Origin of the sequence: Pseudoalteromonas sp. SR43-7, from assembly GCF_014163785.1 — a bacterium.
Taxonomy (GTDB): Bacteria; Pseudomonadota; Gammaproteobacteria; order Enterobacterales; family Alteromonadaceae; genus Pseudoalteromonas; species Pseudoalteromonas distincta.
Genome location: NZ_JACJDY010000006.1, coordinates 1 through 25,778 on the forward strand (window position 1 = coordinate 1; position 25,778 = coordinate 25,778).

The 25,778-nt window shown below is 39.4% G+C and carries 25 protein-coding genes; 15 read left to right on the forward strand and 10 right to left on the reverse strand.

Features of this window, described 5'->3' with window-relative positions; genetic code table 11:
- Positions 1-47 precede the first annotated feature (47 nt).
- The 3 genes from H5087_RS06195 to tolC all read right to left on the reverse strand — a co-directional run bounded on the left by H5087_RS06195 (position 48) and on the right by tolC (position 3,058).
- On the reverse strand, positions 48-620 hold the full coding sequence (locus tag H5087_RS06195; RefSeq protein WP_024596226.1) for a toxin co-regulated pilus biosynthesis Q family protein: 573 nt from the start codon (positions 618-620) through the stop codon (positions 48-50).
- Positions 621-661: 41 nt separating this feature from the next.
- On the reverse strand, positions 662-1,591 hold the full coding sequence (lpxL, locus tag H5087_RS06200) for an LpxL/LpxP family Kdo(2)-lipid IV(A) lauroyl/palmitoleoyl acyltransferase (protein ID WP_002961955.1): 930 nt from the start codon (positions 1,589-1,591) through the stop codon (positions 662-664).
- 111 nt (positions 1,592-1,702) lie between these two features.
- Complete coding sequence (gene tolC, locus H5087_RS06205) at positions 1,703-3,058, reverse strand: outer membrane channel protein TolC (protein WP_182671482.1); 1,356 nt, start codon at positions 3,056-3,058, stop codon at positions 1,703-1,705.
- A 151-nt stretch (positions 3,059-3,209) separates the two neighbouring features.
- Here tolC and H5087_RS06210 point away from each other — a divergent pair, with 151 nt between their 5' ends.
- The 10 genes from H5087_RS06210 to H5087_RS06255 all read left to right on the forward strand — a co-directional run bounded on the left by H5087_RS06210 (position 3,210) and on the right by H5087_RS06255 (position 14,057).
- Positions 3,210-3,836: an NUDIX domain-containing protein gene (locus tag H5087_RS06210; RefSeq protein WP_165743891.1), complete on the forward strand. Its 627-nt coding sequence runs from the start codon at positions 3,210-3,212 to the stop codon at positions 3,834-3,836.
- 26 nt (positions 3,837-3,862) lie between these two features.
- The gene (locus H5087_RS06215; RefSeq protein ID WP_024596230.1) at positions 3,863-4,321 is read left to right on the forward strand and encodes a DUF1249 domain-containing protein; all 459 of its coding nucleotides are present in this window, start codon (positions 3,863-3,865) and stop codon (positions 4,319-4,321) included.
- Positions 4,308-5,093, forward strand: coding sequence for a metallophosphoesterase (locus H5087_RS06220; RefSeq protein WP_002961959.1), 786 nt, complete (start codon positions 4,308-4,310; stop codon positions 5,091-5,093). Before H5087_RS06215 ends, H5087_RS06220 begins: the two co-directional genes overlap by 14 nt.
- Positions 5,078-5,638, forward strand: a complete 561-nt coding sequence (locus H5087_RS06225) for a YqiA/YcfP family alpha/beta fold hydrolase (RefSeq protein ID WP_002961960.1) — start codon at positions 5,078-5,080, stop codon at positions 5,636-5,638. Before H5087_RS06220 ends, H5087_RS06225 begins: the two co-directional genes overlap by 16 nt.
- 107 nt (positions 5,639-5,745) lie before the next feature.
- A complete protein-coding gene (gene parE / locus H5087_RS06230; RefSeq protein ID WP_002961961.1) occupies positions 5,746-7,635 on the forward strand; it encodes a DNA topoisomerase IV subunit B in 1,890 nt (629 codons plus the stop codon).
- A 29-nt stretch (positions 7,636-7,664) separates the two neighbouring features.
- On the forward strand, positions 7,665-8,759 hold the full coding sequence (locus tag H5087_RS06235) for a sorbosone dehydrogenase family protein (RefSeq protein WP_024605067.1): 1,095 nt from the start codon (positions 7,665-7,667) through the stop codon (positions 8,757-8,759).
- A gap of 10 nt (positions 8,760-8,769) precedes the next feature.
- Complete coding sequence (gene parC / locus H5087_RS06240) at positions 8,770-11,064, forward strand: DNA topoisomerase IV subunit A (RefSeq protein ID WP_002961963.1); 2,295 nt, start codon at positions 8,770-8,772, stop codon at positions 11,062-11,064.
- 162 nt (positions 11,065-11,226) lie between these two features.
- A complete protein-coding gene (locus H5087_RS06245) occupies positions 11,227-11,940 on the forward strand; it encodes a 1-acylglycerol-3-phosphate O-acyltransferase (protein WP_182671483.1) in 714 nt (237 codons plus the stop codon).
- Entirely contained in the window at positions 11,940-12,275 is a 336-nt protein-coding gene (rraB, locus tag H5087_RS06250) for a ribonuclease E inhibitor RraB (RefSeq protein ID WP_002961968.1), read from the forward strand. Before H5087_RS06245 ends, rraB begins: the two co-directional genes overlap by 1 nt.
- Positions 12,276-12,884: 609 nt before the next feature.
- A complete protein-coding gene (locus H5087_RS06255; protein WP_024605063.1) occupies positions 12,885-14,057 on the forward strand; it encodes a polysaccharide lyase family 7 protein in 1,173 nt (390 codons plus the stop codon).
- Between the two features lie 57 nt (positions 14,058-14,114).
- On the opposite strand, the gene H5087_RS06260 is transcribed toward H5087_RS06255, so the two are convergent.
- A complete protein-coding gene (locus H5087_RS06260; protein WP_024605062.1) occupies positions 14,115-15,086 on the reverse strand; it encodes a zinc transporter ZntB in 972 nt (323 codons plus the stop codon).
- Between the two features lie 287 nt (positions 15,087-15,373).
- On the opposite strand from H5087_RS06260, the gene H5087_RS06265 reads away from it, so the two are divergent.
- Genes H5087_RS06265 through H5087_RS06275 form a run of 3 tightly spaced genes read left to right on the forward strand, consistent with a single transcriptional unit; the run spans position 15,374 to position 17,761 of the window.
- A complete protein-coding gene (locus H5087_RS06265; protein WP_002961974.1) occupies positions 15,374-15,808 on the forward strand; it encodes an ATP-dependent zinc protease in 435 nt (144 codons plus the stop codon).
- A 2-nt stretch (positions 15,809-15,810) separates the two neighbouring features.
- Entirely contained in the window at positions 15,811-16,716 is a 906-nt protein-coding gene (gene rimK / locus H5087_RS06270; protein WP_002961977.1) for a 30S ribosomal protein S6--L-glutamate ligase, read from the forward strand.
- Complete coding sequence (locus H5087_RS06275) at positions 16,703-17,761, forward strand: succinylglutamate desuccinylase/aspartoacylase family protein (protein ID WP_002961978.1); 1,059 nt, start codon at positions 16,703-16,705, stop codon at positions 17,759-17,761. Before rimK ends, H5087_RS06275 begins: the two co-directional genes overlap by 14 nt.
- Positions 17,762-17,851: 90 nt before the next feature.
- Here the strand turns inward: H5087_RS06275 and H5087_RS06280 are convergent, their stop codons facing one another.
- The 4 genes from H5087_RS06280 to recQ all read right to left on the reverse strand — a co-directional run bounded on the left by H5087_RS06280 (position 17,852) and on the right by recQ (position 22,483).
- Complete coding sequence (locus tag H5087_RS06280) at positions 17,852-18,424, reverse strand: mechanosensitive ion channel domain-containing protein (protein ID WP_182671484.1); 573 nt, start codon at positions 18,422-18,424, stop codon at positions 17,852-17,854.
- A 64-nt stretch (positions 18,425-18,488) separates the two neighbouring features.
- On the reverse strand, positions 18,489-20,198 hold the full coding sequence (locus H5087_RS06285; RefSeq protein WP_182671485.1) for a BamA/TamA family outer membrane protein: 1,710 nt from the start codon (positions 20,196-20,198) through the stop codon (positions 18,489-18,491).
- A gap of 169 nt (positions 20,199-20,367) precedes the next feature.
- Positions 20,368-20,652, reverse strand: a complete 285-nt coding sequence (locus H5087_RS06290) for a DUF3630 family protein (RefSeq protein ID WP_002961372.1) — start codon at positions 20,650-20,652, stop codon at positions 20,368-20,370.
- 7 nt (positions 20,653-20,659) lie between these two features.
- Positions 20,660-22,483 carry a DNA helicase RecQ gene (gene recQ, locus H5087_RS06295; protein ID WP_182671486.1) on the reverse strand — a complete coding sequence of 608 codons (1,824 nt, stop codon included), beginning with the start codon at positions 22,481-22,483 and terminating at the stop codon, positions 20,660-20,662.
- A gap of 133 nt (positions 22,484-22,616) precedes the next feature.
- On the opposite strand from recQ, the gene H5087_RS06300 reads away from it, so the two are divergent.
- Positions 22,617-23,072: a thioesterase family protein gene (locus tag H5087_RS06300; RefSeq protein ID WP_002961375.1), complete on the forward strand. Its 456-nt coding sequence runs from the start codon at positions 22,617-22,619 to the stop codon at positions 23,070-23,072.
- Positions 23,073-23,123: 51 nt separating this feature from the next.
- Positions 23,124-24,041, forward strand: a complete 918-nt coding sequence (gene rarD / locus H5087_RS06305; protein ID WP_039488332.1) for an EamA family transporter RarD — start codon at positions 23,124-23,126, stop codon at positions 24,039-24,041.
- A gap of 16 nt (positions 24,042-24,057) precedes the next feature.
- On the opposite strand, the gene H5087_RS06310 is transcribed toward rarD, so the two are convergent.
- The gene (locus H5087_RS06310; protein ID WP_154903702.1) at positions 24,058-25,293 is read right to left on the reverse strand and encodes a response regulator; all 1,236 of its coding nucleotides are present in this window, start codon (positions 25,291-25,293) and stop codon (positions 24,058-24,060) included.
- A gap of 86 nt (positions 25,294-25,379) precedes the next feature.
- On the reverse strand, positions 25,380-25,754 hold the full coding sequence (locus H5087_RS06315; RefSeq protein ID WP_024596244.1) for a DUF413 domain-containing protein: 375 nt from the start codon (positions 25,752-25,754) through the stop codon (positions 25,380-25,382).
- Positions 25,755-25,778: the final 24 nt, after the last annotated feature.

Below are 25,778 nucleotides of genomic sequence, written 5' to 3' on the forward strand. Positions count from 1 at the left end.
AATTGAAAAACCCAAGCGCTTGCTTGGGTTTTTGTACGTGTAAACCCTTAAACCTTTAGTTTTAAACAGTTTGTACGTACAAATTCTGATGGTAACTCGGTAATAACCGCTGCTCTTTGTTTATGGCAAAAGTAAGTATAAACCTCATGCTCAAAGTCATCATTTATAGCGCGTCCAATTTGGTACAGTGCTGAAGTAAAGTTACTGTCTACTCTAAAATGATCTTTAACTACGTAATCTTTACTTAAGTACCAGTAGAGCTCAATTCCCTCGTTTTTAGCATATTGATTAAGTACATCTTTAAGGGTTGTGCCATTTTCAAAGCGCCTAGGTTCAACCTCTCCAGTCCAAGTGGTCGGCATTGGATCTACTGTTCGCGCACGTTCAGCCAATACTCTATCCAAGGTTTGTTCTGGTGTTTTAAGTTTTAAAACAAATTGATCTCGTTCTTTATTACTTTTTACTTGGTTACGAATGGAGGAGTAAAAGCGTGATAATCCTTCGGCGGCTGCATTTTTAGATTTTTTAATATCAAATACAGAACCATCACCCACTAAGAAGTATACGGCGAGTGCTATTAGCACGGCTGCAAATGATAAATGTCTAATCCAAAACCACATGATTATTACCCACCTTATTTGTTCCTATTATTGTTATACCATTACTTTTTGTAAAAAGAAGGGGTATTTTTATCCGGTCGAGTTTTAAAGCGACGGTGTAGCCACATGTATTGCTCTGGAGCGGCATTAACAGATTGTTCCATGCGTTGATTTACACGTGTTACATCAGCCTTATCATCACCACTTGGGAAGTTTTCAAGCTCAGGTACTACCTCTAAATGATACTTACCATTTTCGTCGCGACGCGAGATTAAGCTCATAGTTTCGCAGTTTTTACTGCCAGCAAACATAAGAGTACCTGTTGTCGTTGCTGTGTCAGGGACGGCGTAAAATGGCACAAATTCACAGCGGTTACGGCCGTAATCTTGGTCAGGTAAGTAATAGCATACTTTTTTGTTTTTTAATGATTTTAGTAAGCCTTTTACATCTTTTCGGCCAATTAGGTATTCGTTAGAACGAAGGCGGCCATTCGTTGTAAAGTATTCCATTAGAGCGTTGTTATGAGGGCGGTAAAAGCCTAAACCTTGGCATTTTAATCCCATTACACGACTCGCCATTTCAAGATGCAGAATATGAGGTACAAGTAATAAAACACCTTTACCAGATGCCTGTACGCGCTCAAAATGCTCCAAACCTTTGATTGAGCCATATACACTTTTTACTCGCCACTGCGGCCACCACCAAGCCATGCCGGTTTCAACCATTGCAATGCCGGTGTTTTCCATATTTTTGAGTACAAGGTCTTTTTGATCTGCTTCGCTCATATCAGGAAAACACAGCTTAATATTTACTTCTGCAATATGGCGACGGCGCTTCATAAATTTATGGACTAAGCGGCCAAGTTGCTTACCCATTGCCAGCTGTAGCTTTTGTGGTAGCCAAGAAATTAAGTATAAAAATAAAACGCCAACCCACGTTAGCCAGTATCGAGGGCCTAAAAAAGATGCTTTAAAAGGAGATGAGGTGACCACAAAAATCTCTCTGAGAATAAAAACGATAGTTTAACGCTAAGCGCTATAAAATACAAAAAGCCAGCTACATGCTGGCTTTGAATAAATCTATATTATGTTTAGCTGTAAAAGTTAAGCTGATTTTAAACCTTGGTTTATAGCAACTAAATCTTCACTTGTTAGTGTACCCGCTGCTTGTTTTAAGCGAAGGGTAGATAACACATAACGGTAACGCACATCAGCAAGGTTACGTTTTGCATCGTATAAATTTTGCGTACTCACGAGTACGTCAACAATGGTACGAGTACCTACTTCAAAACCGGCTTCAGTTGCTTTAAGGGCACTTTGAGCTGAAACAACCGCTTGCTCTAGCGCTTTATAAGTCGCAATATCTGAAACAACTTGATTATAAGATGTAATTACTGTGCGAGTGACTGCGCGGTAATTTGTTTCATAATCTTGGCTCGCTGATACGTAAAACGCACGCGCTTGGTTTGTTGCAGCAACCGTTGCGCCACCTGAATATAAAGGTACGCTAAAGTTAAGCCCAACAGAACTAGAGTCTGAACGCGGTTGGTCATAAAAATTAGCGCCATTTATTTGAGTGTCTGTAAGAGAGTCACCATAACTTGCACTTAGAGTTAGTTTTGGATAATGACCCGCTTTTGCTAATTCAATTTGATCTTTTGCAATATCAACCGTTACTTTAGAGACTTGTAAGTTGATATTTTTATCTTCAGCTACTTTAACAAAGTCGCTTGAGCGCTTCGTTGGCTTAGTTGTTGAGAAAGTATCTGTATTTAAAAAGTCTAATTTTTCGTGATATTTACCAGTTATCTCACGAAGTTGCTCGCGTGCAGTTTCTACAGCATTACTGGCAATAATTTCTTGGGCTACTGAGTTATCAAACTGAGCTTGTGCTTCGTGTACGTCTGTTATAGCTGTTAAACCTACTGCATAACGTTGTTTTGTTTGCTCAAGTTGACGTGCAATGGCACGTTTTTCAGCTTCGACAAATTCAAGGTTATCACTGGCACTTAATACGTTAAAATAACCTTCAGCAACGCGTACAATTAAATTTTGTTTAGCTGCATCATATAGGCCGCTTGCTTGAAGCGCTTGCTTATCGGCAATATCTAACGTATTCCAAGCACCTAAATCAAACAATGTTTGGCTTAAACTTACACCACGAGAAAATTGGTCTGTGTCACTTTCAACTTTAACTTGGTTAGATAAGTCGCCAACGCTTTGGTACGACGTTGCATCGCTTTTTGTATAACCCATAGTTAAACCAATTTGAGGTAATAGTGCACTCATCGCCAAATCGCTTTGGTAAGACTGCGCATCGGCTTGGGCTTTTGCTTTTAAAACAGTAGGATCGTTAGCTGTTGCTATTTCAAAAACTTGTAGTAAATCTTCAGCTTTCACTGCTGTTGCACCTAGTGCGCATGATAAACTAACTAGCGCCGCAAGAATGTTCTTTTTCATGTGGGGTTCGGTCCTTAGACAATTTTTGTACTAAAAGCATGTTAACCTGTTTTACTGCATAACAAAAAAAATAATTAGTAAAACAGTATGTTCAAGTGTAACAGAATATATTAACGCATTTTAAAGCTTTAGATAAGTAGGAGGTAGGTACGTGGTTGATAAAAAGCTCGTTCAATTTACACATAAAGATGTAAATTTAAAGCCAATAAAAAACCTTTATAAAGGCTTTTTTCAGGTTGATTTATACCAGTTTGAACATGCTCTTTTTGCGGGGGGAAAATCAGAGCTAATTAGCCGAGAAATATTAGAACGTGGCGATGCAATTGCAGTACTGCCTTACGACCCAATATCAGATACTGTTCTTTTGATAGAGCAAATACGTATTGGCGCTATTAAAAGTAAGCATTCGCCGTGGCTACTAGAATGTATAGCCGGAATGACAGACGGCAGTACGGATTACGAATCTGTTGTAAAAAAAGAAGCGTATGAAGAAGCAGGGCTTGAATTAACCGAGCTTGAATTTATGCTCTCATACCTATCAAGCCCAGGTGGAACAACTGAGCGCTTACACTTATATTTAGCACGTGCTGATTTAAGCCAAGTAGAATCAGGTGTATATGGTCTTGAAACTGAAGGCGAGGATATAAAAACTCATATTTTATCGGTTGATGATGCGCTAATGCGCCTCAATAACGGTGAAATGGATAATGCGGCAACGGTTATTTGTATGCAGTGGCTTGCGCTAAATCGCGAAAAAATGGCAAGCAAATGGGCATAAACTCTTACTAATATTATGGCGGAACTTTGACAGCACAATTAGCAACAAATCGATATATTCAAAACCTCCCAAAGTATTTAACACTTTGTGAGCATAACTATGTGCGACTATTAAAGTTGTTACCGAGCGAGCGCAATATAGGAAGCATTCGTGAAGTAAAACTTGGCAACAGTGAATTTGCTACAAAAATTGATGGCAGCGCAAAATACACTATGGATATTTCAATTAAGCAGCTAACAGGAATGGTTAAAGGGATAGCGCCGCTGTATTTAACAGCTCGCTTGTATCACGATGCGAAAGTAGCTGAAATTATTCATCACGATTACCATCAACGCATAAAACCATCGTACGGATACCCCAATCCTAAAATGCATCAAAAAGATGAAAAGTATCAACTTAATGCTTTTTTATACGACTGGTTAGTGGCCTGTGTAGAGCACGGGCAAGCAACATTAAATTGGGATGTAAATAATGGCTTGGTTTGATGATACATATACATTTGATAAATCATCTTTGTGCATTGCGCATATTACCGACAGCCATTTATTTGCAGATAAAAATGGTGAATATTTTAATGCAAATACTGCAGCTCATTTTGAACAAGCTTTGGCACACATCGCTGAGCAGCCAGTAGATTGCGTAATTTTTGGTGGTGATTTAACACAAGACCATAGTTTCGAATCGTACTTATTATTTAGTGAACTTATAAATGCCAGTGACATCACTTGCCCTGTATTTTGGGTACCAGGTAATCATGATGAACTAGTAATGCTTAATCGCATAAGTGGCGGAAAAATAAATTCAGCTAAACATATTATTGCTAACGGGGTTGAGCTGCTTCTTATTAATTCTAAAGGACCCACGCCCGCAGGATGGGTTACTGGCGCGCATTTAGATGAAATAACTGATACTTTAGTCAACTCGAATAATAGTAAAGTTATCTTTTGCCATCATAATCCGCTGCCAATAAATGGCTATCTTGATAAGCACTTATTAGAAAATGGTCCACAGCTTTTAAATATTTTAGTTAATAGTAATAATGTATCTGCGCTTTTTCATGGTCATGTACACAACGATTATGAACAAAATTTTAGAGGCTTGCCTATATATGCAAGTCCTGCCAGTTCAGTCCAGTTTGTAAAATACACTCCAAAGTGGGAGCAAAAAAATGCAGGGCCTGCTTACAGAATGCTAAATATAAAGAGTAAAAAAGATAAAGTTGAAGTAAAAACGGAAGTGGTATGGCTAAGCGCGTAATTTATATTCATGGCTTTAATAGTTCACAAAAATCATATAAAGCTGTGCGCTTTGGTGAGCTTATGGCAAACTATGACGTTGATTATTGTGTACCGAACTTAAACCACGAGCCCCTACAAGCTATAATTGAGCTTGAACAATTACTAACGCCAGATACCGTTTTATTAGGTAGCTCGTTAGGTGGTTTTTTTGCCACGTATTTATCGCAGCGTTATCAAATTCCTGCAGTGGTCATTAATCCCGCGGTCGCACCTTATAATTTATTACAGTCGTTACTTGGGCCTAATTATAATCCGTATCAAGATTATCATTACGATTTAAATAACAGTCATATTGAGGCGCTGAAATTACTCGCTGTAGATAAATTAGCACATCCTGAGTTACTGTATTTATTACAGCAAACAGGCGATGAAGTGTTGAACTTTCAACACGCAGTAAAATATTATTCGCAATGCAAGCAATTGATAGAGTTTGGTGGCGATCATAGCTACGTTGAATTTGAACGCACCTTTGCAAGTATTGTAGATTTTCTTAAAATCACGTAAAACTAGTTAGCCTGAACTGAGGTTAGTTACTATATTAACGCTTTAGCGCATATAACAATAAAACTAGTAAACGTATTAGAGCCTTAGCGGATATAAAGACAAAAACTATGAGTGATCAAAATTATAACGCCGAAGCCATTGAAGTACTTAATGGATTAGATCCGGTAAAACGACGCCCAGGGATGTACACCGATACCGTACGCCCAAACCATTTAGGCCAAGAGGTTATCGATAACAGTGTCGATGAAGCTATGGCGGGCCACGCTACTCGTATCGACGTAATTCTCCACGAAGATAACTCGCTCGAAGTGAGCGATGACGGACGTGGTATGCCTATTGATATTCACCCTGAGGAAGGTATCCCAGGGGTTGAACTAATCTTCACTAAGTTACACGCCGGTGGTAAGTTTTCTAATAAAAACTATCAATTTTCGGGTGGTTTACATGGTGTAGGTATCTCTGTAGTAAATGCGTTATCTACACGTGTAGAAGTAACCGTAAGGCGCGATGCTCAACAATACAGAATGGCATTTGAAAATGGCGATAAAGTAGAAGATTTGAGCGTAATTGGTACTGTTGGTAAGCGCAATACAGGTACCACCGTTCGTTTTTGGGCTGATGTTAGCTACTTTGATTCACCAAACTACTCAATTACCAAGCTTAATCATTTATTAAAAGCCAAAGCGGTCTTATGCCCAGGACTGCGTATTAAGTTTGTTAATAAGCAAACAAAAGAAACCAAAGAATGGTTTTACGAAACTGGCTTAAAAGATTACCTAATTGAAGCCGTTAAAGGGTTTGAAACATTACCGCAAGACCCATTTGTTGGTGAATTTAAAAGCTCAATTGAAGGCGCTGATTGGGCTGTTGTATGGCTACCTGAAGGTGGCGAATCAATAGCGGAAAGCTACGTAAATTTAATTCCTACCGCGCAAGGTGGTACACATGTAAATGGTCTGCGCCAAGGCTTACTTGAAGCAATGCGAGAGTTTTGTGAGTTTAGAAATTTACTACCTCGTGGCGTAAAGCTAACACCGGATGATATTTGGGAGCGTTGTAGTTACGTATTGTCGGTTAAAATGCAAGATCCACAATTTGCAGGGCAAACCAAAGAAAAACTTTCATCACGTTCATGTGCCGCATTTGTATCGGGTGTTGTAAAAGATTCGTTTAGTTTATGGCTAAATGAACATACCGATACCGCAGAATTATTAGCTGAGTTATGTATTTCAAACGCGCAAAGCCGTTTGCGTGCAGCTAAAAAAGTTGTACGTAAACGAGTTACTGCAGGGCCTGCATTACCAGGTAAATTGACCGATTGTAGTGCTGCCGATAATGACCGAACCGAGCTGTTTTTAGTGGAAGGTGATTCTGCTGGTGGTTCTGCTAAACAAGCGCGAGACCGTGAATTTCAGGCAATTATGCCGCTACGTGGTAAAATTTTAAATACTTGGGAAGTAGAGTCGGGGCAAATACTAGCATCACAAGAAGTACATGATATTTCAGTGGCACTGGGTATTGACCCAGAATCAACAGATATGTCGGGACTGCGTTACAATAAGATTTGTATACTGGCCGATGCTGACTCGGATGGATTACACATTGCAACATTGTTATGTGCACTGTTTGTTCGTCATTTTCCAGAGTTAGTAAAAACAGGGCATGTGTATGTTGCAATGCCGCCATTATTTAGAATAGATATTGGCAAAGAAGTTTATTACGCCCTAGATGAAGAAGAGAAAACCGCTATTTTGGCGCGCATAGAAGCCGAGAAAAAACGCGGAAAAGTAAACGTACAACGATTCAAAGGTCTGGGTGAAATGAATCCGTTACAGCTTCGTGAAACCACTATGGATCCTAATACACGACGCTTAGTGCAGCTTACGCTTGATGAAGAAGTAGAAACCATGGAAATGATGGATATGCTACTTGCTAAAAAACGATCGCCTGATCGTCGTCAATGGTTAGAAGATCATGGTAACAAGGCGCTCGTTTAATTGCTTGTGCCTAACACTAGGAGAGACGAATGAAAAAATTACTAGGAAGTTTGCTGTTACTTGGGCTGACTAGCGCTCCTGCAATGGCTAAAAATATACTTGATAAGCTCACCGTAGCACCTGGGTTTGAAATTAGTTTATTTGCAAATGATGTAGAAAATGCACGTCAAATAGCCGTTTCAAAAAAAGGTATTGTGTATGTTGGCTCTCGTAAAGCAGGCAACGTATATGCGCTTATTGATCACAATAGCGACGGCGTAGCAGATAAAAAAATTGTTGTGGCTAAAGGTTTAAACATGCCCTCTGGCATAGCAATTAAAGATGGCGATTTATATGTAGGCGAAGTGCATCGTATTATTCGCTTTAAAAATATTGATACCCAATTAAAAGATCCAAAGTTTGATGTGGTCTATAACAAACTACCGAGTGAGCGTCATCATGGTTGGAAATTTTTACGTTTTGCACCAACGGGAGAATTAATCATTCCGGTGGGTGTACCGTGTAATATTTGTGCTGAGGATGAGCGTTTTGGTCGTATTTTTGCCCTTAATGTAGAAACAAAACAAATAAAAACAATAGCTAAAGGCGTTAGAAACACAGTGGGTTTTGATTTTCATCCTGCTACTCAAGCCTTATGGTTTAGCGATAACGGTCGCGACATGATGGGCGATGATATTCCGCCTGATGAGTTAAACCGTGCAACGCAAGAAGGTGAGCATTTTGGCTTTCCGTATGTTCATGCCGGTGCAATTATTGACCCTGAGTTTGGGGAAGGTAAAAACATTGCCGATTACACATCGCCAGCACTTGCACTTCCAGCGCATGTAGCGCCACTAGGTATTCATTTTTATAACGGTAAGCAATTTCCAGCAAGTTATAAGCAACAATTATTTGTTGCTGAACATGGCTCATGGAACCGTTCTAAAAAGTCAGGCTATAAAGTAGGCCTTGCAACAATCGAAGTAGGTCGGGTAACTAAATATACGCCATTTATTACTGGCTTTATGAAAGACGAAACAACATTTGGACGCCCTGTTGCATTTGCAGAATTAGGTGACGGCAGTCTGTTAGTAAGCGATGATTACGCCAATGTAATCTACCGTGTAAGCTATAAGAAAAACTAGGTAAGCTTTAATGAGTGATACAGATACCTTGCTAATGCAAGGAATTGAGCAACAAACAATGGGGCGTTTTACCGAAGACGCCTATTTAAATTATTCCATGTACGTAATCATGGATCGTGCCCTACCTCATGTAGGTGATGGCTTAAAACCAGTGCAGCGTCGTATTATTTATGCGATGAGCGAACTGGGCTTGTCAGCTAACGCTAAGTACAAAAAATCAGCCCGTACAGTGGGTGACGTACTCGGTAAGTACCATCCACACGGCGACAGTGCCTGTTACGAAGCTATGGTATTAATGGCGCAGCCGTTTTCTTATCGCTATCCTTTGGTAGATGGACAAGGAAACTGGGGTGCGGCAGATGACCCTAAATCGTTTGCAGCAATGCGTTATACAGAAGCGCGTTTATCTAAATTTTCAGAAGTACTGCTAAAAGAGCTTGGCCAAGGCACCGTTGATTGGACACCAAACTTTGATGGCACCATGGATGAACCTGTAGTATTGCCTTCTCGTTTACCGCATATTTTACTCAATGGTATAACGGGTATCGCCGTAGGTATGGCAACAGATATTCCTCCACATAACGTACGTGAAGTGGCTAGCGCATGTTGTTTATTACTTGATAAACCAAAAACAGAGCTTGAAGAATTACTTGAGCTTGTACATGCACCAGATTACCCGACAGATGCTGAAATAATTACCCCAAAAGCCGATATTCATAAAATATATAAAACCGGTCGTGGGTCTATCAAAATGCGTGCGGTTTACACCGAAGAGCATGGCGATATTGTTATTACAGCGCTGCCGCATCAATGTTCAGGTGGTAAAGTACTTGAGCAAATTGCAGCGCAAATGAACGCTAAAAAATTACCTATGATTGCTGATTTACGTGACGAGTCAGATCACGAAAATCCAACGCGCATTGTAATTATTCCTCGCTCAAACCGCATTAAAGCTGAGCCATTAATGGCGCACTTATTTGCAACCACCGATCTTGAAAAAAATTACCGCGTAAACTTAAACATGCTAGGCCTAGATGGTCGCCCGCAAGTTAAAGACTTGCGCTGTATTTTAAGTGAGTGGCTAACATTTAGACGCGAAACAGTGCGTCGTCGTTTGCAGTATCGTTTAGATAAAGTATTAGCGCGTTTGCATATTTTAGAAGGTTTATTAGCCGCCTTTTTAAATATTGATGAAGTGATTGAAATCATCCGCAGTGAAGACAAACCAAAGCCTGTATTAATGGAGCGCTTTGATTTAACTGATACGCAAGCAGAAGCTATTTTAGAATTAAAACTTCGTCATTTAGCAAAACTTGAAGAGTTTAAAATTCGCGGTGAGCAAGATGAACTAGCCAAAGAGCGTGATAAATTAGCGCAAATTTTGGGCTCAGAACGTCGTATGTCGACACTGCTTAAAAAAGAAATTCAAGAAGCCGCTGAAATGTACGGTGACGATCGTCGCTCGCCAGTGATTGAGCGTTCAGAAGCGAAAGCACTTAACGAAAAAGATTTAATTCCATCAGAGTCAGTCACTGTTGTGCTATCTGATAAAGGCTGGGCACGCGTTGGTAAAGGCCATGATTTAGATGTACAAGGCTTAAATTACCGTTCAGGTGATGGCTTTAGAGCCTCGGCTCGGGGTAAGAGCAATCAACCTGCTGTATTTTTAGATTCAGCAGGGCGGGCATTTGCAACCGATGCGCACAGTCTGCCTTCGGCGCGTAGCCAAGGTGAACCAATGACAGGTCGTTTTAACTTAACACCAGGTGCTAATTTTGAGCACGTGGTAATGAGTGAAGACGAGCAAGTATTGCTTATGGCGTCAGATGCAGGTTACGGCTTTATTACTGACTTTAAAGACTTAGTGAGTAAAAATAAAAATGGTAAAGCGCTGGTAAGTGTCCCTAAGGGTGGAATATTACTTTCTCCTATTAGGGTGAACGATGTTGCTAGTGATTACTGTATGGCTATTTCTAACGAAGGTCGCATGCTTTTATTCCCGCTACGTGACTTACCAAAACTTAGCAAAGGTAAAGGGAATAAGATTATTTCTATTCCTGGAGCTAAAGTACAAGCCCGTGAAGAGTTTGTAAAAGTGCTTGCTGTTGTGCCACAAGGAAGCAGTGTTACGCTTCATGCTGGTAAGCGTAAACTAACGCTTAAACCATCTGATTTAGAGCATTATCATGGTGAGCGAGGGCGTAGGGGTAATAAACTACCGCGCGGCTTACAGCGTGTTGACGAAGCCGTTGTTGAGCTAACCCCACAAGATGATGAACCAATAGAAGCCATTAACGAAGAGTAACCAATTACTTTTTTGTATAAATAAAAACGGTCTGCATTTGCAGGCCGTTTTTGTTTTAAAGTAAAGAGCTTGCATACTTCAGCGTACACTTGTGCGCTATTGACTCGTCTGTGTCACAAATTAACGCTATAATAATCATAATTGATCTTTGGAGAAACTCATTTGCTAGCTGTTATACGCGTTTTTATTATGCTGATGTTTATATTATTCAGTTGTATTTTTGGTTTATTACTTTCGATTGTAAGACCATTTCATCCCAATAATGTACATATTATAGCGGGCTGGTTTGGCTCAATGGCTAAAATGATTGGCGTTAAATTAGTTTTAACACGTCATGAAGATGCAATTGATGCAGGCCCTGCAGTTTATGTTGCTAATCATCAAAATAGCTACGACTTATTTACAGTGCCTGCAATGGTGCCTAAAAACTGCGTAAGTTTGGGGAAAAAGAGCTTAAAGTGGATCCCATTTTTCGGTCAGCTTTATTGGTTGTCGGGTAATATATTAATAGACAGATCGAATCGCTCCAAAGCAGCGGGAACTATCTCCAAAGCAGCCGAAAAAATTAAAAATAATGGCTTATCTGTATGGATGTTTCCAGAAGGCACACGAAGCTATGGAAGAGGGTTGCTACCGTTCAAAACAGGTGCTTTTCACACCGCAATGAGCGCAGATGTACCCATAATTCCGGTATGTATGAATACAACACATAAAACCATTAAGCTAAATCGTTGGGATAATGGTACAATTTACATCGAAATGTTAGCGCCTATACCGCTTGATAAAGAAATTAGCGCGCGTGAGCATGCTAAAAGCGTGCATAGCATTATGGCTGCTAAAATAACTGAATTAGATGCTCAAGTGAGAGAAAAATAATGGAAAACTGGCGTGAAATAAGTGAAGACATCGTAAGTTCACTACTTGAAGATGGATCAGATCCTGAAATACTTTATGAAGTAGAACACCATTTTGTGTGTGAAGACTTCCCTAAACTAGAGCAAGCTGCATTGGCTGCTTTTAAGTTAGGCTACGATGTTGAAGAGCCAGCAGAGCTTGAGCTTGAAGATGGCAGTAAAATTTGGAGCTTTGACATTGTAGTTGAAGCTGAGCTAGACGTAGACGTTATTATGGAGGACGTTGATAAGCTAGCGCAACTAGCCGTTGAGTGCGATGTTGAATACGACGGTTGGGGCACTTACTTTCAAGAGTAATTAATTACCCAGCATTAGAAAAATAGTAAAGGCGAGCATTTAACAATGCTCGCCTTTTTTTAGTTTTACTCCCTGTTTAAGCTTTAAATACACTCATTAGCCTCTATATAAATCAAAATGTACATTACCAATTTAAATCTGGTTATTACCAATTTGAAATTAGTCTTTAATTTATCTCTATTTTTATTTTTTATTCATGCTAAATTAATATTGTCCATAATTATTGGTAAGCAGTGTTATTTATTTTTTAATACTTATGTCTGAAATTAAAATTTATTTTTAAAAATTAATTCGTCACTTAATGAATTCTAATATATTGATTAAGTTGAAAATTAAATTTGTTTTTAAGTGGTAATAAAGATAAAAGTAATACTTATTTGCTGTACCACACTGTGTTGACATATTGGTAACAATAAATATAACCTTTGCTCCGCCTTCGGGTATATTTTTTGGTAATGTTAATTGGTAAGTTTTATTTGCCATTTAAATTACCATTACTATTCATACACAATTAAAAACCTGTATAGCGGTAAGATCTAAGTGTTAGTGAATTTCACTAACCTAAGTAGTTAGGTTGTTTTTATGTTCAGGTTTAAAGGAATAAAGATAATGATTAACCACAAGAAATTGTTTATTTGCACTGCAATTACTGCAACCTCAGCGTTATCTCACGCTGCAACTATTAATAACCCTGGCTTTGAAAGCGGTTTTAGTAGTTGGAACGAAACTGAGCCAGCGGCTATTTCATCTGATGCATATAGCGGATCTAAATCGTTAAAAATTCAGGGAAGTCCTGCACGTGTTTATCAATTAGTAAATATTCAGCCAAACACTGAATATACGTTAAGTGCTTATGTACTTGGTAAAGGGCAGATTGGGGTTAACGACTTAAACGGTTTATTTAAAAACAAAACCTTTGATGTATCGTCTTGGACTAAGGTAACTAAAACGTTTACTTCAGCGAATACCAATTCACTGCAAGTATTTGCTAAGCATTACAATAGCTCAAGTGATGTACGCTTTGATAATTTTACATTAGTTGAGGGCAGTAATAATGGCGGTGGCACTGATGATGGAGCAGGATCTGGAGACGGTACAACGATTCCAAGCAGCATTACAAGTGGTAGTGTTTTTGATTTAGAAGGGGATAGCCCTAACCCGTTAGTGAACGATAGTACGTTAGTATTTGTACCTTTGGAGGCACAGCATATTACGCCTAACGGGAATGGCTGGCGTCATGAGTACAAGGTAAAAGAAAGCTTGCGTGTTGCCATGACACAGTCTTACGAAGTATTTGAAGCAACTGTAAAAGTTGAAATGTCTGATGGCGGTAAAACAATTATTTCACAGCACCACGCCAGCGATACTGGGACTATTTCTAAAGTGTATGTTTCAGATACTGATGAATCAGGTTTTAACGACAGCGTAGCGGGTAATGGCATTTTTGATGTGTATGTTCGTTTGCGTAATACCAGTGGCAATGAAGAAAAATTTGCGCTAGGTACTATCACAAGCGGTGAGTCATTTAACTTGCGAGTGGTAAATAATTACGGCGATGTAGATGTAAGTGCACTAGGTAATTCGTTTGGTATTCCTGTAGAAGATGATTCTGAATCTTACTTTAAGTTTGGTAACTACTTACAGTCTCAAGATCCAAACACTCTAGATAAATGCGGTGAAGCAGGTAACTCTAATTCATTCAAAAATTGCTTTGAAGATTTAGGCATTACCCAATCAAAAGTAACAATGACTAATGTTACTTATACCCGTCAAACAAACTAAGTAGCCACTTAATTATGGCCACTCAATTGAGTGGCCATATTAAATATGCGTTTTAATTTACAGCCATTTTTTATTTTTAAAATACACACCAATACCGCCAGTGAGCACAATTAAAAATATGACAAAAGCACTAAACGCATAAGGGCTCTCTGTACCAGGAATACCTCCTACGTTTACACCTAAAAGCCCCGTTAAAAAGCCCAGTGGTAAAAAAAGTGCTGCCACTACAGACATAACATACATTCGCTGGTTTAACTGCTCAGAAACTTGGTTAGTGATTGTTTGCTGAATAATTTGCGCACGCTCAATCGAACTATCTAGCTCTTCAAGATAACGAATTAATAAGTTAGTGGTTTCATTAAGTTTTGCTTTATCGTCATCTAATAACCATAGGTAGTGGTTATTTACCATTGAGCTAAGGGCTTCTTTTTGCGGTTTTAAATAACGTTTTAAGGCAATAGTTTGGCGTCGCAATTGTGATAAGCCCTGGTTGTCAAACTTTTTACTTGGTTCATCTATTTCTTCTTCAAACTCGTCGAGTGTTTCATCTAGTGAGTCAATAACGCTTTGCATACGTGAGGTTAATTTTTGTGTAATAGAGCACACTAATTCAGAAATATTGCATGGGCCTTTATTTTCATTTAAACAGGCTAGCGTATCTTGCACCGATAATAAACGGCGCTTACGGGTAGTAATAAGAATGTCTTCGCTAATAAATAAACGAATTGAAACCATGTCTTCAGGGCTTTGTGCAGGATTTAAATTTACACCACGTAAAAATAACATGTGTCCGTTAGTTGTAGCCGTAATACGTGGGCGTGTTTCGTCAGCAATTAAAGACTCTAGTTCGTAATCGTTTAAATGAGGCTGTGCCTTGAGCCATTCAACTGCCTCACTTTGGCTATAATCCATGTGCACCCAAAGTTTACCTTGGCTTGGTTGCCAGCTATTTAGCTCATTAGTGCTTCCAATAGGACGAGCGCCGCCTTGTCCATCAAGTACAAGTGCATGTAGTAAACCATTAATCATAATTAGTTCTCATAATAGTGTATTTTTAATACTGTTAACTATAGTGTATCTACTTAGTTGCTTACAGGCTTACCTTTACTTTTAATAAGTTAAGCTTAAATAGCAAAATATATGCAGAGCCTCTGTGTTGAGCAAAGTGGCATTAAAGTACGGCTTAGCAAGGCGTGCATTGTGTGACCAGTTGCTTAAAAAGATCAATTTAATTTACTAATCGACTAGATAAATTTATTTCGTTGGTGTTTTTTGGTCTGTAGCGTATAAGTCACTTTTTTATTAAGGGCACATTTATGACAGCAAAGATCACAGTTGGTTGGCGTGAGTGGTTAAGTTTACCTGAGCTTGGTATTAACGAGATAAAAGCAAAAATTGATACAGGCGCTCGCACTTCATGTATTCATGCAATTAACATTGAAGAATACGAAGTTGACTCAGAAAAATGGGTTAAATTTACGGCCCAACCACTGCAAGATGATGAACAAACGCAAGTCACTTGCAATGCAAAAGTTAAAAAAATGAAGTACGTAACCAGCTCAAGTGGGCAAAAAGAGCTACGCTACTTTATAGAAACTACATTACATGCAGGCGAGCATAGCTGGCCTATCGAGCTTACTTTAACAAGCCGTGCAACAATGAAGTTTAGAATGTTATTAGGGCGTACAGCCATGGAAAATCGTATAGTCGTTGACCCGGCTTTATCTCAACTATTAGGTCGTAAGGTTTAACTATGAAAATCGGTATTTTATCTCGTAACAGAAAGCTATATTCAACACGTCGCTTAATTGAGGCAGCAGAAGCACGCGGCCACGAAGTTAAAGTGATTGATGCATTGCGTTGTTATATGAATATCAACTCTGAGCAACCAGAAATTCACTATCGCGGTGAAAACTTAAAAGAATTTGACGCAATTGTCCCGCGTATTGGTGCATCGGTTACATTTTATGGCTGTTCGGTACTTCGTCAGTTTGAAATGATGGGTGTTTATCCTGTAAACGAATCAGTCGCTATTTCTCGTTCGCGCGATAAATTACGTTCACTTCAGTTACTTTCGCGCAAAGGCGTTGGTATGCCAGTAACAGGTTTTGCCAGCAAACCCGATGACGTAAAAGACTTACTAGAAATGGTAGGCGGTGCACCTGTTGTAATTAAATTACTTGAAGGCACACAAGGCATTGGTGTTGTACTTGCTGAAACACGCAAAGCAGCTGAAAGTGTTATTGAAGCGTTTATGGGCTTAAAAGCCAATATTATGGTTCAAGAATATATTAAAGAAGCGGGTGGTGCAGACATACGTTGTTTTGTACTAGGCGACAAAGTAATCGCAGCAATGAAGCGCCAAGCACAAGAAGGTGAGTTCCGCTCTAACCTTCACCGTGGTGGTAGCGCTACATTAGTTCGCATTACTCCAGAGGAACGTAAAACGGCAGTAGCAGCGGCTAAATCAATGGGCTTAAATGTAGCGGGAGTTGATTTACTTCGCTCATCTCGTGGGCCACTTGTGATGGAAGTTAACTCATCACCGGGTTTAGAGGGCATTGAAATAGCAACAGGTAAAGATATTGCAGGTATGGTAATTGATTTCATCGAAAAAAATGCCTCAAGTAAAGGAACAGCAACACGTGGCAAAGGTTAAAATTAACCGTCCTTTTTCCTTATTAGGAGAAAATGTAGGCGTAGGCGAGCGTAAAACGCTTGCCTTAGAAGCAGCTAAGCTTTACACCCATTCACCACTTAATATTCCTATTGAAGTGGTTAACGGTGTAATGGAAGGCCCTGTGCTTATGGTGTGTGCGGCTATTCATGGTGATGAGCTAAATGGTGTAGAAGTTGTGCGTCAGTTACTTGCTAAAATAGATCCAAGCCAACTGCGCGGAACAATAATCGCTGTGCCTATTGTGAATGTGTTTGGCTTTATTCACAAATCGCGTTATTTACCAGATAGACGCGATATGAATCGCAGTTTCCCAGGTTCTGAACGTGGTTCATTAGCTGGGCGTATGGCTTATATGTTTTTTAATCAAGTGGCAGTACATTGTACTCACATTATTGATTTGCATACTGGCGCTATTCATCGTACTAATTTACCGCAAATTCGCGCTAATCTAGAAGATGAAGCAACCGCTGAAATGGCTAAAGCATTTGGTACGCCGGCGGTTATAAATGCATCCCTTCGTAATGGTTCATTACGCAGTGAAGCCGCAAATTTAGGTATACCTGTTATCACTTATGAAGCAGGCGAAGCGCTACGCTTTGACCCTATCGCTATTGCGGCAGGTGTGCAGGGCGTTGATTATGTTATGCGCCATTTAAAAATGATCCGTGGCAAGCGCCCTAAAAAGTTACCAGATCCTATTATTGCAGGTTCTACTAGTTGGATACGTGCAGAGGTTGATGGCATTGTGCGTGCACAAGTATCACTAGGGGAGCATGTAACTAAAGGGCAAGTGCTTGCATATATAAGTAGTCCTCTAGGGGATTCTGAGCTTGAGCTTTTAGCGCCTAAAGGCGGTATTGTTATTGGTCAGCAAACGATGCCATTGGTAAATGAAGGTGATGCGGTATTCCACCTTGCTTACTTTGCAAACGACAATAGTTTAGTAGAACAGCAACTAGAGAACTTTATTGATGAGATAAATGATTTAGATGACGAGCTTAAAACAGCTGAGCTAAATAACTAATAGCTAAACTAAATTCTGTTTAGCTAAGCATTAAAAAACCGCAGTAGGTATTTTGCCTACTGCGGTTTTTTGTGAATATGATTTTTTAAACTATGTTTTTTTAGGACCAATAATACGCTTTATAACAGGGGTTTTCGTTGGCTTTGGTTCTTTATTTAAAACCATGACAGGACGGGTCACAAATAAATTGTTAGGGTAAATTACACGGTGCCCATCAACATGTTCAAGTACTACATTCATTAAGCCCATTTCAACAATGCGCCCTTCAACATGATTCGCACCATCAATAATTCGTACCCAATAACCAACGCGGCAATCGTTTTGAATAAACATCAGTAAAAATGCGGTGAGGTTACTCAATAATGACCAAGCGGCAAAAAGTGCTACCCCTAACATGGCAAATAAAGAAGAGCCTAAAACCAATAAACCACGCAGCTCTATACCCCAAAATACTAAAACCAAACACAGTACTACAAAGGCGAGTATAATTTTTAGTAAAAGCTCTGCACGGTATTTTCGGTGCAAATCTACTTTGCCTTTAATCGCTTTTTCGAGTAGTTTTTTGGTTATTTTTAATAGAAGAGGGAAAACCAAAATAGCGATTATAGTTACAACCAACTTATATTGTGATGCAAACAATTCTAAAACTTCTATTATTTCCACATTAGGTCCTGAACTTTCATAACAATTTAATGCAATTGGTATTAGTTTAACGTGTTTGTATTATTTAAAAAGTGTTTTTAACGCTTACTAGCCACTGGACTGAGTCTACATCGTCGTAGCTATCAACAGGGGCGGCAATATCAATGTGGATCATGGTTCCTGAGTTTGCGCGACTCGGTGCCAAACGCAGACCAACGCCTACATTTTTCAATACATGTGCATTTTCACCGTTATCTTCATCGTTAAACCATGCTCTGCCTACATCTACAAAAGCTGCGCCACCCACTTTAAATAGTTGTAGTAAATCGTACTCCCAGTAATAGCGCTTTTCTAGATTTACTAAAAAGCTGCGATCGCCATGTTGATAATCCATCGGGTAACCACGCAGGCCTGTTTCGCCACCTAAAGTAAGCTGTTGATCAGCAGTCAGGTTTTTGGCGTATTGCACGCGGGCTTTAACATACCAAGATTGGTCTTCACTGGTATTTAAATAATATTGTACTTGGCTGGTGGCCATAAAGTTTTCGAGTTTTTTCTGTTCTTTATTCCAATAGCCATCAATATCAGCACTAAAACGCCATAAGGTATTATCGTTAGTAAAGTGGGCTTTTTTAAAGTTAAAAGAATACACCGCGCGGCTGTCGTCATTACTTAAGGACTCATCTGAATAGCCAATTAAGCTTTTAATATTCCAACCTAAATTTAAATCCTCAGTGCGAGATATACTGTCAAAATTGCGTACTTTTATGTAGTTATCTTCAAACCAATGGCCGCTTATAAAGGGATAACTTAAGCTTCTGTCATCGGCAAGTGGTGCAAATGTAGTGTCTATAGCTTCAAAGGTATGTTGCTCATCGGTATAGCCTAACGTTAGTCGCTGGGTCCAATTATTATTAAGCGCTTTAGAGTGTCCTATAAATACACGGTTTAAATCGGTAGTTTGATCAAATTCGCTAAACTCTTCGCCGCGTTTATATAATGACTCTTCGCGCTGCTCAGAATAGCTTAAAATACCGTAACTAAAGGGGGTGTCAATTGCGTAAAATGGATAGGTTAGCTCAAGCAAATGGCGCTTGCCGTCGCTGTTATCGGCGTATTCTAAACGGCCTCGGTAGCGAGTAGATAAAATATTCGGATCGTCGTAAACAAATAAGTAACCGCTGCGATCGCTGTCAGTGGTGCGCGAAAAAGAAAGGCGCTTACCCCACCCAAGCAGGTTAGATTCTCTAAAGCCTATACTCGATTTGTTTTCTCCACCGCTTCGACTAAAGTTTACTTCAGGTAAAAGTGTCCATAAATCACGGGTAACCACTTCTACATTAACGTCGCCGTCGCAGTTTTCGGTAGCACTAATTTGTGCATCATATAAGTAGCTTTCTTTACGAAGTAAACGCTCAGATTCTGCGAGCTTTTTAGCGTCGTACTTGTCACCTGGGGAGAATAATAAAAGGTTATTAATGACATCGGGCTCTGTTTGAATGTGAGCGCGATTAGCAAAACGGAATAAAGCATTATTTTCCTCTTCAAGCTCAGTATTAAATACATTAAGTTGCTTGAGCTTTATTGAGGCTATTTTAGCGTTACTATTACTGTGCGTGAGGGTTGTTTTGTCTTGAACTTCTCGGCGTAGGTTTTTATTTGTGCTTAAATCTGTCTGTTCTACAAGGCAGTTATCAGTTTTCATTGAAGATTGTTGTGCGAACGTTTTAGGCACATAAAAGCTTAAAACCGTTAAACTAATACAACATTGTGCTATCCATTTCTTGCTCACCATTAAACCTCTTACTGCTACGTAGCAAATGACTATCGTAATATCAGCTTACATCATTGTTATTATAATGTAAGTAAAAGGTATGGATTTTGAAATTAATTAATTGTTACCCATATTCACTTTTGTTAATAGCCAGCTGGTTTGCAGCGACCTATGCGCTAGGCATTAAAAGCTAGCTTAAATAAAATGCTAAAGCGGCGAGTAAGTGTTCAGCTTCATGACCTTCGGCATTAATCCAGATGCTTTGGCTGTAATGCTCATAGTTTAAATTAAAGGTTTGATGATTATAGGTAAAGCGAACTTGATGGCGATCGGCGCCTGCAGAATATTCGTTGAGTGTTACTTCGTCTGAGTGTAAAAATAATGTACTCCACAGCTCAAAGTCTTCATCGTTTGGTAGCTCAATGGGATTAATCAAAATACATTTGTGTGTATGGTCATATTCTATTTGGGTCATAATGCTCTTAATTAGTAGCTAGGTAATGTCGAATTGCCGTTAAAAATTCGCCGCCGTACTTATTTAACTTAGTAAAACCAACACCTGAGACCTTTAAAAACTCACTGTCGTTTGTTGGCATAAGCTGCGCCATTTCGGCTAACGTTTTATCATTAAATACTACATAAGGTGGCACATCGTCGGCATCAGCAAGTTCTTTACGAAGTGCGCGCAGGCGAGCAAAGAGTTTTTTGTCGTAATTAAATAGCGCTAACTTATCTTGATAAACGTGTTTGGCTTGCAGGCGTGGCTCGGCTAATTGCAGTGCGTATTCACCTTTTAAAATTACACGCGCGGCTTCTGTTAATCTAAGTGACGCACCTTGTGTTATATCTTGGCTAAGTAAGCCTTGATGAATAAGTTGGCGTAAAATACTGAGCCAAAACTCACTGCTTTTATCTTTACCTATGCCGTAGGTACTTAACTCATGATGATTATTATCGCGGATGCGGCTCGTGTTTGCACCGCGAAGTAATTCAACAATATAACCAAGTCCAAAACGTTGTCCCGCTCTGTACACACACGAAAGTGCTTGCTGAGCGACTAACGTACCATCAAAGCTTTTTGGCGGATTTAAGCAAATATCGCAGTTGCCACAAGGTTCGCGTTGATATTCACTAAAATAGTTAAGTAATATTTGACGACGACATGTTTGCGCTTCGGCAAAGCTTGCCATTGCGTTAAAGCGTTGTTCTTCTACGCGGCGGCGTTGCTCGTCGTCTATGTCTTCAAAAAAGCGCCTTACGCGACCAATATCTGCTGGGTCAAAATACATTATAGCTTCTGCGGCAAGTCCATCTCGCCCAGCTCGACCTGTTTCTTGATAGTACGACTCTATACTTTTTGGAATATCGTAATGCAGCACAAAACGCACATTAGGCTTGTTTATGCCCATGCCAAAAGCAACGGTTGCGACCACTATTTGTATATCGTCACGGGCAAACCCGGTTTGTACAAATTGACGTTGCTCGTTACTCATACCAGCATGATAAGCGGCAGCGTTTAGTCCTGCATCTGCAAGCTTTTCAGCAATGTCGTCTACGCGTTTACGGCTGGTGCAATAAATAATACCGCTTTGGCTTTTTTGCTCCTTTAGGTAGCGAAGCAATTGCACCATAGGTTTAAATTTTTCTTCTATGGTGTAACGAATATTGGGGCGATCAAAGCTGCCAGTATGAATATAAGGCTGTTGTAGTTTTAATTGCTCAACTATATCAAACCGTGTGGCTTTATCGGCGGTGGCGGTTAATGCCATCATTGGGACATGTGCAAAACGTTGCTTTAATTCGTTTAAGCGAAAGTAATGAGGTCTAAAGTCATGACCCCAATGCGACACACAGTGCGCTTCGTCAATGGCAAATAAACTCACATTTAAATGCGATAAACGCTCTAAAAATTCGTGTTGTAATACTTTTTCAGGCGCCACATATAAGAGCTTAATTTGCCCCTGATGAAGCTGTTGATACACCAATTGCTGTTCTTCTCGTGCTAAGCTGTTATTAACGTAAGCGGCTTTTACCCCAAGAGCTTGCAGTTGCGTTACCTGATCTTGCATTAGCGATATAAGCGGAGATATAACAATAGTTACGCCTTCGAGTACTAAAGCAGGGATTTGGTAGCACACCGATTTTCCGCCGCCAGTAGGAAGTAATACAAGCGAATCTTGGCCGTTAATAGCGGCATCAATAACTGCTTTTTGACCGTCGCGAAATTCACTGTAGCCAAACACTTGTTTGAGGACAGTTTCGGGTTTACGCACAAGGGTGCTAGAAGGTGGAGTTGATGTATTCATTGGCGGGTATTTTAGTGGTTTTTTAGTGAGATGTCTTTAGCTGAGTTACTTGATAAATTATTTAAGTGGAGTCTCGTAGTTTTACACTATGTATGTTTTACTCATCTTACCTGTTTTGACATAGAGAATAATAATGAATAAAGAAATGTTAATTGAACAAGTAGGTGCGTTATTTGTGAATGGCATGCCGTTTAACCAGTTTTTAAAAATATCGGTTGAGTCGTTAAGCCCTGAACAGGCCAAAATTACGTTCCCGTGGCAGGATGTACTCATTGGTAATCCTGCGCAAAAAATACTCCATGGTGGTGTTATTTCAGCCGTACTTGATAATGTAGGCGGTATGCTCGCTGCAGCAAGTGTAATTGATAAACTCACCGATTTAGATATTACAAGCGTGCAAACAAAATTAGCCACGCTTGGGACTATCGACTTACGTACTGATTATTTGCGCCCTGGTAAAGGAGAGAGCTTTACTGCCAGCGCAACACTTATTCGTTCAGGTAATAAAGTATGTGTATGCAGAATGGAATTACATAACGAACAGTCTGTTCAAATTGCTTTTGGAACCGGCACGTATTTAGTTGGATAAAACGCGTATGGCAAGTAAACTAGCGGCCTTTTAAATCACTAAGTGTGTATTATGTCGATTGATACTGAGCAGCGTAAAGGTGCTATTTTTGCTTGTCTTGCTTTTTTAATGTGGGGCCTTGCGCCAATATACTTTAAGTTGATTCAGCATGTTTCTGCTTTTGAAATTTTAATGCATCGGGTTATTTGGTCGGTTGTGTTTTTAGTATTGGTAGTAAGTGTTTTACGGTATTGGGGTAAAATTAAACGCATTATCGTTCAACCTAAGCTTTTGCTTATGCTTGTTATCACCTCTGCACTGCTTGGGTTTAATTGGGGTTTATTTATATGGGCTATAAATAATAACCACATGCTTGATGCAAGCTTGGGCTATTACATAAATCCTCTTTTAAATGTATTACTGGGTATGCTTTTTTTAGGCGAACGCCTGCGTAAGTTCCAAGGCGTAGCAGTAGCCCTTGCCTTTAGCGGTGTAGTGCTGCAGCTAATTAGTTTTGGCTCGTTTCCGGTAGTTGCCTTTTCACTGGCTATATCATTTGCACTTTATGGTTTATTACGTAAAAAGTTACCGGTTGAAGCCTTGCCTGGCATTTTACTCGAAGCACTTATATTACTGCCTGTCGCACTTATTTATTGGTGGTTAATGGTGCCTACAGCAACATCAAGCCTGCCAGCTAATGATTGGCATACTAATGTACTACTGATTAGTGCAGGTATTGTAACTACATTACCACTGCTGTGTTTTACCGGTGCAGCTAAGCGTTTGCAATATACTACACTTGGCTTTTTTCAATACATTGGGCCAAGCTTAATGTTTATACTAGCTGTGGTGTTTTATGGTGAAGTGTTTGATGCAGAGCGTGTAGTAACATTTGCATGTATTTGGAGTGCACTGGCTATTTTTAGTTGGGACTCTTACCATCAATCACGCAAACGTAAAAAAGCGGCTATTACAGCCGCAGAAGTATAATTAACTAATAAAATGGTTAACTAACTATTTTATTACGACCAGATTCTTTAGCGTCGTAAAGCTTTAAGTCGGCCTGTTTTAAAAGTTCATCAATTTGATAAACAGGCCCGTTTGCAAAGCCAATAGAAATGGTGAATTTTATTTTAGCTTTACTAAACTCTTGGCTATTCATTTCTATAAAATACCTAAAGCCTTCAAGGCGTTTAAGGGCTTCTTGTTTATCTGCATCTATAAAATAAACTGCAAACTCTTCACCGCCTAAGCGCGCTACTAAGTGCTTTTTAAAGTATTTACTGAAGCAAATAGAGAGCCCTTTTAATACTTCGTCGCCAACATCGTGTCCGTATGTATCGTTAATTGATTTAAAGTGATCAATATCAAGCATAGCTAAAGCACCGTCACCTTTAGTATGTTTTATTTGCTTTAATGATTTTTCAGCTTCTTCAAAAAAGTAACGACGATTTGGTAAATTAGTTAAATAATCCGTGTTGGCTTGTCGCCTTATGGTGGCTATAAGGTCTAACATATCGACGTTTTGACTAAGCCTGCAGTAAAACTCTTCGCTATTAAAAGGTTTGTGCAAATAATCGTTTGCGCCATTTTTTAAAAATAAACTAGAAAGCCCTACAGAGTCAGAACCCGAGATACCAATAATAGCTTTTTCATCATTGCTATATAAGCGGCGAATCTCGCTACATAGTTCATCGCCATTCATATTGGGCATTTCATTATCAGTAATAATAACTGAAATATCAGGTGAAGCTTCAAGCAGGTTTAACGCTTCTTGTCCGTCTTGTGCTTCAATAATTTGATACTTATGGCGCACTAATAAACTACAAATGTATCGTCGGGTCGATTTAGAGTCGTCAACAACGAGTACTTTTACATTTTCGTTGCGAGGCAGGCGCTGTAACTGTTTTTCGAGGTACTGATAAGCTTGTTTATTTTCTTTAATGATGTAATCGATGATTGGGTATTTTTCTACAGTGTCGCGAGTTTTTTTATCAATATTGCCCGTCATTACAATAGTTGGAATGTCTGCATTAATAGTACAAGGTATTGCCTCACCTAATGGGGCATCAGGTAATATGAAGTCAACTACAGCGCAAAAATAGCTATTTTTACTTATAAGCTCTTTTGTTTGCGCTAATGACTCAGCTATATCAACTTCATAACCAGCCTTAAGCGCGATGTGCTTTTGCACTCGCGCCATGGCAGGTGTATCTTCAACTATTAGTATTTTTCGCGTCACGGAACAACCCTATATATATTTTGCAAAAATATTTGCTTATACAAGTTGTAACTGTTAAAACGCAAAAAAGCAAATAACTTAAATACTTACAGATTATCCGCTTCTGAATAATACTCTTGGCTAATCGGCGCCGGGCTCGACATTTTTGAACGGCCAAATAAAGTATGAAACTTAGTTTTGCAGGTCGTTAGTTTTAAGTATTTTACCCAAGCTCGTTCGATTGGGTTGGTAGGTTCTTGTGAGCCAGTTACGACTGCTACAAACTGTTCTTGGTGTTCGTTTTGCGGCTCAATTGTTTTACTGTATAAGCCTTTTAAAACAACTCCGTGTTGTTCAAGTATGCTGGCTTCTAATAAGGTGAAGTTTCCGCTGCGGCTAAAGCCTCGTGGAAAGTTTTGATCATCATAAAATTGACGTTGGCTAACAAATGCTTGGCGTAGTAATGAAATGTTATTGCTCATAGCTTTATCCTCATACCTTAGTAA